The following is a 12,190-nucleotide window of genomic DNA, read 5'->3' as shown; positions in this document are numbered from 1 at the left end:
TTGGCGGACCAGTATGACTGTCCTCGACGCTTCGCGCTCCCTCCTGTCGCCCGACCTGATTGCCGACCCGTTCCCCTTCTACAAGGAATTGCAGGAGCAGGACCCGGTGCACTGGAGCGGGCGGCATCGCGCCTGGCTCGTCACCAAGTACGAGGACGTACGTACAGCGTTCAACGACCCGAGGCTGTCGGTGAACCGTATCGGGCCGTACTTCGACCGCCGAGTGCCCGAGGAGGACAAGGAGCGGCTGAGAGAGGCGTTCGCCATTCTCGAGAGCTGGCTGGTCTTCACCGATGCCCCGGTGCATACCCGGCTTCGCGGCATCGTGCAGACAGCGTTCACGCCGCGGACGGTCGCCCGGCAATCGGAGGCCATCGCGAGCATCGTCGCCGACGCGGCGCGCAACCTGCGGCGCAACGCCCACATCGGCACGGTGGACGTCGTGCGCCACTTCGCTCGTCCCATCTCCGCGACCGTGATGGCGCACATGCTCAACATCGACCCGGCGCACAATGATCGGATCGACCGCTGGACCGACGATCTGGCCGTGTTCATGGGCGGAGACGTGGATGCGACCGACCGCAACGAGCGCGTGGCGGGCGCCGTCTCCGAGATGCTCCGGTTCCTCGAAGAGACCATCGAGAACTATTCAGGCGACGCCGAGAGCAGCGTCATCGGCGGGCTGATCGCCGCGGAGAACGAGGGAGAGAAGCTCACCAAGCACGAGCTCCTGGCCACCTGCGTCCTCCTCCTGTTCGGGGGTTACCGCACCACGGCATGCTCGATCACCAATGCCCTGAACCTCATCCTCCGCCACCCGGACATCCGCCAGCGCCTCGTCGACGATCCCGAACTGGTCAAGCCCGCCGTCGACGAGTTCATGAGGTATGAGGGACACGCACGCATCGTGCCCCGTTTTGCGACCGCCGACATCGAACTTCGGGACAGGACCATCCGAGCCGGCGAACGCGTCCTGCTGGTGACCGCGGCGGCCAACCGTGATCCGGACCAGTTCCCGAACCCGGACGAGATCGTGATCGACCGGAAACCGAACGCGCACCTGACGCTCGGTAGCGGTATCCACTACTGCCTGGGGGGGCCGCTTTCGCGCGCCGAGCAGCAAAGCGCCATCCGTACCTTCCTCACGGAATTCCCGCGGGCCCGACTGCACTCGAACGGCCCCGTGGACTGGGAGGTTCGCATGTTGACCCGCACACCTCAGTCGCTGCTGGTAGACCTCGGTTGAGGACCGAGCCCGGAGAGGGGAGTCACGATGAGTGAACCTGTGGCCGACAGTGCAGGCCACTGCATCCTGATCGATACGGAAATCTGTGTTGGTTCGACGTTGTGCGTCCAACTCGCGCCTGACACATTCGTGCTCGACGCACGGGGAAAGTCGCAGGTGATCCCGACCGGTGTGCCGGACGACGAAACGATGGACGACGTGATCGGCTCGTGTCCCACCCAGGCCATCGGTCTTGTCGAGGGAGCGAACCCCCGGCGGATCGAGCATTGACGAGCGCGTAGCCGTGCCTTCTTCCGACGGTTTGCAATTCGCGAACCTCCGGGCCGATAGCGGCAGCAGCGGCCCGTCGCTGTGAGAGACCGGCGGCAAATGCCCCACGACCTGGGGCGATTCCGGAGCGAGGACCTCCCCCGCGCGATGTTCTCATCGGCAGGAGTCCGCGGAGGGGATCGTGAAGGAGCAGTGACGGGGCTTGCGGACCTCCGGGAACAGGGGAGTCCGGAGAACCTCCGCCCCATCCCACGGCTGCTCGCGTCAGGTGATCGAGCGGCACGCCGAGGATCGTCACCGAGGGAATCGTCCGAGAAGGGCTCACGGCACACCCATCCGGCCGAGTCCGCGCGTCGGTGGGACGTGCGATGTCTATGTCCCACAGGTGATCTTCCGCGACGATCGCCGGTACGCAGCACCCGGTACACGTTGGCGCAGCCGGCTTTCTCCTGGGTGCAGTTACTGACGCAGCCCGTGGCCGATCAGGTGCGCTGACCACTACTCGTGGCGAATCATAATGCTCTTTTCGAAGATTCGAGTCCTGCGATCGGTTTCGTGGCATACGAGGCCACACTGGGAGTTGCCGTCCGTTGACGGATTGGGCGGAATTCGGTCCGTCGCGGTCGTGATTACGTCCTCGAAGAGTGAGCCGCACCATTGACCTGTTCCTTCGAGACGGACAAGCGCCACGAACAGAGCTGTGATCCTCGGCGAGAGGAGAGTTGCCGCCTGCTGCGGAAAGGCTTGAGACTGTGTCCGTTACGAGGGTTCACATCACGCCTCCGACCTCGAAAACATGATTGGGTGCTACCCTCGCCGCCCGCGCGGGACGGCTGGCCACCGACTCCGCCGCGCCCAGCGCTCGTTCGGTCGGGTTGCGCCGCCACGTTCGAACAAAAGCCCTCGCCACCGCGAAAACTATTGCATTGCATACAACGGTATGTAACGATATGCACAGGCCGAGTGATTGAGAACACACACGCCGCTGGTTGCAGAGCCGGGCGAGCTCTCGCGATGAGGCAGCGGGAAGGCCTCCTGTCACCCGAAAGCAAAGGACATCGACATGAAACCGTTCCTGAAGGCCGTCATCGACTGGGTCGAGGGGATCGACCGGGCGGCGAAGGCGACCGACGACCCCCACCATCGCGCCATCCTCGAAAACTACAAGACGCATGTGGCACTGGAGTTCTCGGGACGTATCGCGGACCTGCTGGGGGAGGGCCTGACCATCCAGGAACCGGTGTACCAGACCAAGCTCGACGGCAGTTCCGAGCGTATGACCCACGACGGGCATGCCGCGGTTGTCGACTTCTACCAGAAGATCAACGACACCACCGTCCTGACGAACCAGGACGAGAAGCTGGCGGTGGCGGACTGGGGCTTCGTCTCGCAGAACACCTGGAACATGTTCACGACAGGCAGGCACCTCATCGAGCAGGGGATCGAGGTCGAGGACCCCGACGCCACCTACCGCGTCCATCGACCTCTCCTGATGCTGTGGAACTACACCGAGGATGCCAAGCTGATCGGCGAGGAGGTCTACGAGATCGATGCTCCCAAGATCGAGAAGATCGACGCCTCGGAGGCTCCCACCTGGGCTGAGATTCGAGACGCAATGAAGCCGTTCCTTCCTGAGAACCAGTCCCTGTTGGTCTAACGACGAAGAAGTGGTGGACCGCCTCGCCTACGGTGCGACCCACCACCTTTCGGCCGCACCGGCCCACCGGGAGAAGGAGACTCACGTGAACAGGTACATCGAAAAGCAGGTCCGGTTCTTCGAGGAGATCGACGAGCAGATCGCATCCACGATGGATCCCCGCCACCAGGCGATCCTACGGACGTACATGTGGCACGCGGCATTCGAGCTGTGCGGTGAAGTGGACAGCCTTTTCGCGCCCGACATGATGGTCGACAATCCGGTCTACAAGATCCTCGGGCTCGGCACGGACACCTTGCAGGTCCACCGCGGCAAGGAATCGGTGCGAAAGCGCTTCTACGAAAACCTGAACGAGGCGATCGTCCTGGCCTACGACGAGACGAGAGCGGTCGCCGACTGGGGGCTGGCGTTCTTCTGCACTGTGGGCACTGTCGTCACCGCGCAGCAGCTCGCCGCCACAGGTCACGCCGTGGACGACCCGACGGCGACCTACCTCATCGAGCACTTCTGCGGCGAGCGCTGGCCGTTCGACGACAGAGCGCGGCTCGTCGGGGAAGAGGTGTACCAGATCGGAGATCCGGTCATCTCCAAGCTGGCACCTGAGGACGTGTTCACCGTCGAGGAACGCAACGCTGCGGTGCGGCGCTTCCTGCCGACTGCGAGTGCCCTGTCTTCCTGAGCCCCTCACGTTTGCCCCAGTCGGCGCCGCTCTCGGATCACGAGGGCGGCGCTGGTCTTTGCCGGAGGCCAACTGCCACTGAACCATTGACTGTGTACAACGGGATGCTAACGTGTACATAAGTGTGAGGCGAGTCACCGATGGGGCCTCACCGATGACATATCAGGCTGACCTACCAGCCACCGCAAGGGAACCGATCACCCGGGCCCGCGCTCAATTCGAATTGAGGTTTATCCCATGCCCAGTCTCGTTCCTACTCACGGGCCCAGCGGGCGGGTCGTGTTCGGGGCCCGCCCGGCCGAGCTTGACACCGGTGGCCTCCGCATTGGGGCTCACGCCGGGACCAGGGCCGTCGGGTCCTTCCAGAAGTGCGGACTCACGTCGTGAGTGGGGAGGATCTCGTGGTGCCCCCCGCCGTCCGAGCAGTGGGCCTGGGAAAGCGGTACGGAAATTTTGCCGCCCTCGACGACATCAGCCTGGAGATCCGTCGCGGCGAGGTGATCGGGCTCGTCGGCGAGAATGGCGCCGGGAAATCCACGCTGCTCAGCCTGCTGTCCGGGTCGGAACAGCCCGATGCAGGGCAGGTGGAGATCAGCGGTGCCCCGGTACGGCTGAACAGCTACGTCGAGGCCAACCGCCACGGCGTTTTTCGCGCGCAGCAGGACCAGGGCCTGCTTCCCAATCTCACCGTCGCGGAGAACCTGTTTTTCGGTCACGAGGGTCGGCTGAGCCGGTTCGGGTTGCTCGACCGCCGCGCCATCCGAGCGCTCACCGAGGAAGCGATCGTCAACGACCCTTACCTGAACGGGGAGGTGTCGGCAGATAGCAAGGTGGGCTCGCTTCCCCTGAACCTTCGTCAGTTGGTGGAGATCAGCAGGTGCTTCGCCGTCGCGCGGCTGCTGGGTATCGACCATCCCGTCGTGTTTCTCGACGAGACGACGGCGTCACTCAACTTCGACGAGGTCAATGAGCTCTTCGAGTACATCAACTCGAGGCGGGGGTCGGCGTCCTTCGTCTTTGTGTCGCACCGGATTCAGGAGGTTCTCGAACTGTGCGATCGGCTGTATGTCCTCAAGGACGGGCGGCTGGTCAGTGAGCACTCGTCCTCGAAGGTCACGGAGAGCCAGATCCACCACGCAATGGTCGGCCGAGAGCAGGAGTACACGTACGGACTGACCGAGGATCGGCAGCCACCGACCGACGAAGTGGTGCTGGAACTCGACGGTCTGACCTCCGCTACCGGCGTCCAAGACGTGCATCTCAGCCTCCGTTCCGGCGAAGTGGTGTGTGTCGGGGGGGTGACCGGGTCCGGCAAGTCCGAGCTGGCCCGCGCCGTGGCGGGGGACCTGCCGATCACCGGCGGGCACCTGTACGTGCGAGGTCGCAGGATCGCCCGCTCGGGCGCTCGGTCGCGCCGGGGCAGTGTGGCGTACGGCCCCCTCGACCGGCACGGCGAAGGCGTCGTGCTCGGCCACTCCGTCTCGTGGAACGTCACGATGGGTTCGCTGCACCGGCTCCGCTCGCGTTTCAGTCGTTGGATCGACAAGCAGAGGGAGTCGGATTTCGTCACCGCGGCAATCGAGGATTATTCGATCGCAACGACGACCCCGCGCAAGCTGGTCGGTCAGCTCAGTGGCGGCAATCAGCAGAAGGTGATGATCGCTCGAATCGCGAGCGACGAGTCACCCGTCCTCGTGGTCGACAACCCGACGCGCGGGGTCGACGGCCGCTCCCGGGAGGACATCTACCGGATCCTCAGGTCCGAGGCGGGCAAGGGGAAGGCAGTCCTGATCGTCAGTGACGACCTTCGGGAAATCATCGGCATGGGCGACCGCATCCTCGTCATGAAGGACGGCGCTGTCGCTCATGAGTGGAACTGCTCGCTCGGACGACCGTCCGAGGCCGAGCTCGTGTCAAGGATGGTGTGAAATGAGCAGCAGCACGCAGGACGTCCAGACGGCCCTCGGCCCAGATCCTTCGCCGCCCCCCGTGGCAGGTCCGCCGACGCCGTCGGCGACGCGGGAGGTCTCCCGGGCGTGGCATCACCGAGTGACGGGGGAACTGGCACGGAAAGTTGTGCCGTACCTTCTGATCGTCGGCCTCGTGATCTACTTCGGGCTGTCGACACCGTTGTTCCTCATGGAGGACAACGGCCTACAGATTTTGCGGGCGTCCTCGGTGCTGATGGTCATCGCCGCCGGGGCCACGCTCATCATCGTCGCCGGAAGCGTCGATCTCTCGGTGGGAGCCACGGCAGCGCTCGCCGGTACCGTCGCGGTGGACACGATGACCGATGGCGGTAATGCAGGAATCCTGGCCGCCCTCGGTACCGGCCTCCTGTGTGGAGCGATCAACGGGTTCCTGGTGGCCTACGCCAAGCTGCCTTCGTTCCTGACGACCCTGGGGACGTTGTTCATCTTCGATGGAATCGCTCTGAAGAGCACAGGGGGAGCTGCGATCCCGCTCGTGCACGAGCGATTGGACGAGGCGGTGAACGGCTCTTCGGTGGGATCGGTGCCCAACATCATCTGGTGGGCAATTGCTGTGCTGGTACTCATGTGCGTGGTGGCCTACAAGACACCGTTCGGGCGGCACGTCTATGCCATCGGTGGCAACGAGCGCGTTGCAGCCCTGGCCGGCATCCATGTGCAGCGCTCGAAGTTCCTCCTGTTCACGGTCTCCGGCCTCTGCGCCGGCGTCGCCGGGCTCATGCTGGTGGCGCAGGGGGGCGGGTCGTCACCGGGGATGGGTGACTCCTTCCTGCTCAACAGCATCGCGGCGATCGTGATGGGAGGTACGGCGCTCAGTGGTGGCGTCGGCGGTCCCGCCAGAACGGTCCTCGGTGTCCTCACTCTCGGCATCGTGGCCAACGGGATGACGCTGACCCAGGTCGACCCGAACTTCCAGACGGTGATTTTCGGAGTCATCGTGCTCTTCGCCGTCGCAGTCAACGTGCGTCGTTCCGAGAACGCCATCATCAAGTAAGCGAAGGCGTCGACAAGGGCGGGGGGAACTGTGACGACCGCGTATCGGCCGTGAGGTGGGCATCGGCATCGGCATCGGCATCGGCATCGGTCGGGCGCGGCTGGGATTCACTGCGCCCCTGTTCTGTTCGCAGGGCGAGAGACGTCGCCGACGCGGCGGCCGCCCATTGGGTCGCCGCCAACCCGCCCTGCCCTACCCCTCGTCGCGGCGCCCCGGACGGTGACGTGAGCTGAACCCGGCCTAGATGCCGTTGAATCCCAATCCCACCTTGACTGCATTCATTCGAATGCTAATGTATACCGTCTATGACGTTCGTCACGCCACGCTCCCTGCACATTGAGCGAGTGCTGAATAGCCGTTCGCCCGAGACCGATTCGAGGTTCACTGATGTTCGATCTGCCCGCCGTACACGACCTGAGTCGCCGCAACCTGCTCAAAGGGATGCTGGCGGTGGGGGCCGTCGGAACCTTGGGTGGCCTCACGGCCTGTGGGGACACCGCCAGCCCCGGTGAGAACGGGGGCGGCACAACGGGAATGATGCACTACATCGCCAACGTTCTCGCGCTCGAGTCGGCCTCACGCGGGCTCCAGGAGGGTATGAAGCAGTTGGGCGGCGAGTTCAAGTCCACCTCGTTCGACGGTGACCAGCAGAAGATGATGTCGCAGCCGCAGCTGTTCCGAAGTCTCGGCGTCACCGGCGTGCTCTCCGCGCTCGTCGCGGACGGTTCCCTCGGCCAGTACGCGGCAACCCTGAGCAAACAGAAGATCTCCTACCTCAACATCGGTAACCGGCCTCAGTGGTCGAGCCCGGCCGACCCGCGCTTCGACGGCTACTTCCTCGGCACAATGGGGGCCTCCTTCGCCGAGGAGACCTATGTGATGGCAAACCTTCTCTTCCGGCGCGGCGGCGGTAGGGGCAAGGCCATCCTTCTGGGCGGGGTGAAGGGAGGCCTCTCCTCAGATGCGAGGATGTTCGGCGTCCTCGAAGCCCTCAAGAAGTACCCCGACATCCAAGTCGTCGCGACCACCTACGCCGACTGGGATACCACCAAGGCACAGTCGGAGATCGCCGCGCTCCTGCCGGCGTACCCGGACGTCGACTACGTCGTCTCGATGAACGACGGCATGGCGCTCGGCGCGCTGGCAGCCCTCAAGGCGGCGCGGAACACGCGCGCGCTGCTGATGGGCGCCGACGGTGACCCGACCTTTCTGGATGCGATGGCCACGGAGGAGCGCCTGGTCGGCACGGCCGCCGGTGTCCTGACAGCCGTCGGGGCTTTCGCCGCAGCGAAGATCTACGACGCCGCCCACGGGGTGAAGTTCAATCCCCTCGAGAGCTTTCTCAACTACGACAGTCTCGTGATCGACACACCTGCGGCTGCGCAAGCACTCCTGGAGATCACGAGCCCGGACAGCCCGTTCCCTTTCGATGCCCGCAAGATGTCACGCCATCTCCAAGGCGACAACTGGGAGTTGCAGCACAAGTTCCAGGTGGCCGACGTGGAGAGCTTCGACTGGGGTTCGAAGCCTGGCGTCAACGCCGCCCCGCGGCCCAACGGGTTCGAATGGTCTGCCGACTACCAGGCCGCGCTCGACGCCGGCGGCATCAAGACACTCAACGACGACTGGACCAATCGGCTCAACGACCCCTACGCCGGGGTTCGTGCCAAGGCGGAAACCAAGACCGGAGTGCAGGGCACGTTCGAGGTCCTCGGGCTGACCGTCTGACCGGCACCGCCGACCACAGGGAGAAACCGATGACTCATGACTCCATCGTCGTCGGCACCGGAGCTGCTGGGTCAGGGCCGTCGAGGCGTGCGGCGCGTCGTCGACATGAACAGCACTGATGACGAGCGTGCGGCCTACATCACCTCCAACATTCGTAGAGGTGTGCGCGCGAGTGCCGCAACGGCGTTCCTCCGTCCGGCGCTCCAGAGGCCGAACGTGGCGCGGCCTGATGTCGTTCGGGGGCTACAACCTCGCGATGATGTACAGGTCCGACCCCGAGTCCCTGCGACCGGACACCCAGAGCTTCTTCACCCCATCTCCACCTCGGGCGTGAACGCGACGACCGGCCGAATGGCGGTCGACAAGACGCCGGGGGCCATGTTCCTGACCTATCCGATGTATCCGACCAGCTCGGGATCGATCCCCTTCACAGGACCAGCGGTCGACGATGTTCCGCGGATCGAACCCCACTTCCTCGCGACCGACCACGACCGTCGGCTGATCACCCGTGGAGTGGCCAAGGCACGCGAAGTGCTGCGAACCGAGCCCTTCGCCACCCATGTAGAGGCCGAGATCGCGCCGGGCCCTGATGCGGCAGCCGACGCCGACATCGTCGAGTACGCGATCAACAACGGTGGCAGCGGTACCACACCCTCGGGACGTGTGCCATCGGCCCCGACGACGCCGACGTGGTGGACGGCCGCCTCAGGGTCCGCCATGTTCAGGGACTTCGCGTCGTCGTCGCCTCTGTGTTCCCGCAAATGCCGTCAGGCAACAACAACGCCCCCACGTAGGCGATGGCATGGATCGCCGCCGAATTCATCCTCGCCAACAACCGGTGAGCCGGAAACACAACCCATGAGAGGAGACGCCCATGAACGCCATGATCTTTCGGGGTCCCAAACAGATCACCCTCGAGAACGTACCCGACCCGGCACTCGGTCCGGATGACGTCCTCGTCCGCCCGCTGGCAGTGTCATTCTGCTTCTCGGAGCTTGCACATGTACCACGGACTCTGGGGCCAGGAAATTGCCGGCACCATCCTCGGCCATGAGGGCGCAGGTGTGATCGAAGCAGTCGGCGCCGAGGTTGAGGGGCACTCGGTGGCCGACACCGTGGTGTACGACCCGACGCTCGGCTGTGGATGCTGCAACTTCTGCACCGGGGGTCTGCGCCGCGCCTGCTTCGACGGGCCTCCCGGCTACGGATTCGGGCTCTTCGCTGACCTGTTCGCAGCACCCGCCTACCGCTGGCGGCCGGTGCCTGACGGGCTGAGCCCCTCGGCGACCGCCAACATCGAGCCCTTCTCGGTGGGCACCCGCCACATGCGGCACTCCGGCGTTGCCGCGGGCGACAACGTCGTGTTCTTCGGAGCCGATGATTACGCGGGCAGCGCGCTGCAGTGGGCGGCCGCCTCTGCGTTGGGCAAGATCGTCGTGGTGGAGCGAACCGCGTCCGCCGCGAATTCGCGGAGTCGCGCGGTGTGGACCTGGTCCTCGACCCCTCCTGTGAGGACGTGCCCTCGGCTGTGAATGAGCTCATGCCGTGCGGCGCCGACGTGTCCTTCGTCTCTGTCGAGGAGTACATCCCCCAGGCACTCCGATACCTCGGTGACGCTTCGCGCGCCACGCGCCTGCAGGGCCGCCTCAGCATCACACGTTGCTACAACGGTGCCATCTTCGAGGATTTCCCCGGCATGGAGTTCTGGATCAAGGAGCAGACGCTCAAGGGCTCCGGCCTGGCGTGGGCCGACGAGAACTGGCGCGGGGGACAGGCCCGCGGCGACTTCCAGGCGACCATGGACGCCGCGATCCAGGGACAGATCGACATGGAAAGGGGGCTGTCGACCTTCGCCTGGGATGAGCTCGATCAAACCCGACTCGACGAGATCCTCAACGCCTTGCCGCACGAGATCTACAAGGCCCAGGTGACGTTCAGCAGCTAACGCCTCTGACTCGGCAATGCGCCGCCGGTCCCACTGGCGCATCTGGGGTAAGAATCGCACCGGCACCCCAACAATCGGGTACGACCACGGACTCGACGCCCGCGACGTTCCTCGCCTGTGCCCACTATCGGGTCGAGCCTTTCGTTCCCTCGGCCACCGGCGACAGACCTGGACAAGCGACCGGGTGGCGCCGAGGTCGGGTTCTCCGCTATATCTAACAAACAGGATAGTCGGTTTTGTTATCGGTAAACGAGGCGTACCCGATACCCGTCACCATGGAAAGGCTTCCTGGCGTGCGGATCCGTTCCGACGGCTCTCATGCTTCGGGAACGGAAGGAACCGCAGTGCTGCCCGTAGGACCCGCATCGCCGCCCGCCGAGGAGATCACCCCCGGTGCCGAGGACTGGCGGGAGGACGCCGCGTGCCGCGGCATCGAATCGTCGGTGTTCTTCTCCCCGGACGGGGAACGCGGTCAGGCCCGGGCCCGACGCGAAGCGCGTGCCCAGCGGATCTGCCAGGACGGCCCCGTCCTCAGCCGGTGCCGCGACCACGCCCTGGCCGCGGGCGAACCCTACGGAATCTGGGGCGGCATGACCGAAACCGACCGCAGGCGGCACGCCCACCGGCTACGCCGTGCCTAGCACCGGCTACGCCGCGGCACGCTCGACCGGCGTCCGCCGGCACCGGCGACGCGGCTCCCTGGTGACTATTCGGGACGAGCGCGGAAGCCCGGCGTCCGGCTTCCGGGGGGTGCCCGATGATGATGCGTATGCGGATGAAGTTTCACGAGCAGCTCGACGACCTGACCGACCGGCTGGCGTCGATGTGCCATCTGGCCGGGGAGGCCATCGAGGTGGCCACCGACGCCCTCGTGCGGGCCGACCTCCCGCAGGCGGAGCGGGTGTTCGACCTCAGCGAGCAGATCGAGCAGTTACACGGTCCGTGCGAGGAGCAGGCGCTGGCGCTGCTGGCGTTGCAGGCCCCGGTCGCCCGGGACCTGCGCCAGGTCGTCACCGGGGTGCATCTGGTGTCGGATCTGAGCCGAATGGGCGGGCTGGCGCAACACATCGCCGAGAGCGTGCGCCGCCGGCACCCCGACCACGTCACCTCCGGGGAGGCGGAGGAATTGCTCGCCCGGATGGGGCGGGTGGCGGGCGAGTTGGCCAGAGGCGCCGAACAGGTCCTCCGCACGCATGATCCCGAGCTGGCCGCGGAGCTCGGCAGACGCGACGACGAGCTCGACGACCTGCACCGACGACTGCTCACCCTGATCCAGGACCCGGCCTGGACCGGCAGCATCACCGCCGCGGTCGATGTCACCCTGCTCGGGCGCTTCTATGAACGCTTCGGCGACCACACCGTCGTCGTCGGACGCCGGGTGATCTTCCTCGTCACCGGCGACCAGCTGAGTCCATAGACGGACACACACTCGGGAGGCTCGGTGGTGCAAGTCCGCCGGCGGGGCGCCCCACGGTGGACACCCGAGATGCCCGGCCCGCCGCCCCCTCGTCGGCAGCAGCACCGGTGACGAGTCGATGCGCGGCATTGCGGTGGGCCGCGGGGCGCGCGTAGATTGAGATTCGCGGATCGAGAGAGTCATCGGTAACGGTGAAAAACTCGAGAAGCAGAGATCCGGCCGAGAATGTGAAAGCATTCCCGGCCGAACCCCTGTCTGGGGCA

11 protein-coding genes and 1 pseudogene are annotated in these 12,190 nt (G+C 65.3%); all 12 read left to right on the top strand.

Annotation, left to right across the window (positions count from 1 at the left end; translation table 11 throughout):
* The first annotated feature begins 13 nt into the window (after window positions 1-13).
* The 12 genes and pseudogenes from ACFTZB_RS00885 (at window position 14) to phoU (ending at window position 11,927) form a co-directional block, all read left to right on the top strand.
* Window positions 14-1,246, top strand: a complete 1,233-nt coding sequence (locus ACFTZB_RS00885; protein WP_378429660.1) for a cytochrome P450 — start codon at window positions 14-16, stop codon at window positions 1,244-1,246.
* A gap of 27 nt (window positions 1,247-1,273) precedes the next feature.
* Complete coding sequence (locus ACFTZB_RS00880) at window positions 1,274-1,516, top strand: ferredoxin (protein ID WP_378429659.1); 243 nt, start codon at window positions 1,274-1,276, stop codon at window positions 1,514-1,516.
* Window positions 1,517-2,579: 1,063 nt separating this feature from the next.
* Window positions 2,580-3,173, top strand: coding sequence for a hypothetical protein (locus ACFTZB_RS00875; protein WP_378429658.1), 594 nt, complete (start codon window positions 2,580-2,582; stop codon window positions 3,171-3,173).
* An 85-nt stretch (window positions 3,174-3,258) separates the two neighbouring features.
* The gene (locus ACFTZB_RS00870; RefSeq protein WP_378429657.1) at window positions 3,259-3,852 is read left to right on the top strand and encodes a hypothetical protein; all 594 of its coding nucleotides are present in this window, start codon (window positions 3,259-3,261) and stop codon (window positions 3,850-3,852) included.
* Between the two features lie 404 nt (window positions 3,853-4,256).
* On the top strand, window positions 4,257-5,780 hold the full coding sequence (locus tag ACFTZB_RS00865) for a sugar ABC transporter ATP-binding protein (protein WP_378429656.1): 1,524 nt from the start codon (window positions 4,257-4,259) through the stop codon (window positions 5,778-5,780).
* A 1-nt stretch (window position 5,781) separates the two neighbouring features.
* Window positions 5,782-6,837 carry an ABC transporter permease gene (locus ACFTZB_RS00860; RefSeq protein ID WP_378429655.1) on the top strand — a complete coding sequence of 352 codons (1,056 nt, stop codon included), beginning with the start codon at window positions 5,782-5,784 and terminating at the stop codon, window positions 6,835-6,837.
* Window positions 6,838-7,224: 387 nt separating this feature from the next.
* Window positions 7,225-8,565: a sugar ABC transporter substrate-binding protein gene (locus ACFTZB_RS00855; RefSeq protein ID WP_378429654.1), complete on the top strand. Its 1,341-nt coding sequence runs from the start codon at window positions 7,225-7,227 to the stop codon at window positions 8,563-8,565.
* A gap of 36 nt (window positions 8,566-8,601) precedes the next feature.
* Window positions 8,602-9,359: pseudogene (locus ACFTZB_RS00850) on the top strand (GMC oxidoreductase).
* A 207-nt stretch (window positions 9,360-9,566) separates the two neighbouring features.
* Complete coding sequence (locus ACFTZB_RS00845; RefSeq protein ID WP_378429653.1) at window positions 9,567-10,097, top strand: alcohol dehydrogenase catalytic domain-containing protein; 531 nt, start codon at window positions 9,567-9,569, stop codon at window positions 10,095-10,097.
* Complete coding sequence (locus tag ACFTZB_RS00840) at window positions 10,094-10,510, top strand: hypothetical protein (RefSeq protein WP_378429652.1); 417 nt, start codon at window positions 10,094-10,096, stop codon at window positions 10,508-10,510. Before ACFTZB_RS00845 ends, ACFTZB_RS00840 begins: the two co-directional genes overlap by 4 nt.
* A 275-nt stretch (window positions 10,511-10,785) precedes the next feature.
* Complete coding sequence (locus ACFTZB_RS00835) at window positions 10,786-11,151, top strand: WhiB family transcriptional regulator (protein ID WP_378429651.1); 366 nt, start codon at window positions 10,786-10,788, stop codon at window positions 11,149-11,151.
* A 128-nt stretch (window positions 11,152-11,279) separates the two neighbouring features.
* Window positions 11,280-11,927, top strand: a complete 648-nt coding sequence (gene phoU, locus ACFTZB_RS00830; protein WP_378429650.1) for a phosphate signaling complex protein PhoU — start codon at window positions 11,280-11,282, stop codon at window positions 11,925-11,927.
* Window positions 11,928-12,190 lie beyond the last annotated feature (263 nt).

Source organism: Rhodococcus sp. NPDC057014 (genome assembly GCF_042673295.1).
GTDB lineage: Bacteria > Actinomycetota > Actinomycetes > Mycobacteriales > Mycobacteriaceae > Rhodococcus_F.
This window is presented reverse-complemented; position numbering and strand designations above follow the sequence as displayed.

Bases quoted from the DNA above. Each gene is read 5' to 3' on its own strand.
- ACFTZB_RS00880 (WP_378429659.1), top strand. From the start codon at position 1,274: ATGAGTGAACCTGTGGCCGACAGTGCAGGCCACTGCATCCTGATCGAT.
- ACFTZB_RS00845 (WP_378429653.1), top strand. From the start codon at position 9,567: ATGTACCACGGACTCTGGGGCCAGGAAATTGCCGGCACCATCCTCGGC.
- phoU (WP_378429650.1), top strand. From the start codon at position 11,280: ATGCGGATGAAGTTTCACGAGCAGCTCGACGACCTGACCGACCGGCTG.
- ACFTZB_RS00875 (WP_378429658.1), top strand. From the start codon at position 2,580: ATGAAACCGTTCCTGAAGGCCGTCATCGACTGGGTCGAGGGGATCGAC.
- ACFTZB_RS00855 (WP_378429654.1), top strand. From the start codon at position 7,225: ATGTTCGATCTGCCCGCCGTACACGACCTGAGTCGCCGCAACCTGCTC.
- ACFTZB_RS00885 (WP_378429660.1), top strand. From the start codon at position 14: ATGACTGTCCTCGACGCTTCGCGCTCCCTCCTGTCGCCCGACCTGATT.
- ACFTZB_RS00860 (WP_378429655.1), top strand. From the start codon at position 5,782: ATGAGCAGCAGCACGCAGGACGTCCAGACGGCCCTCGGCCCAGATCCT.
- ACFTZB_RS00835 (WP_378429651.1), top strand. From the start codon at position 10,786: ATGGAAAGGCTTCCTGGCGTGCGGATCCGTTCCGACGGCTCTCATGCT.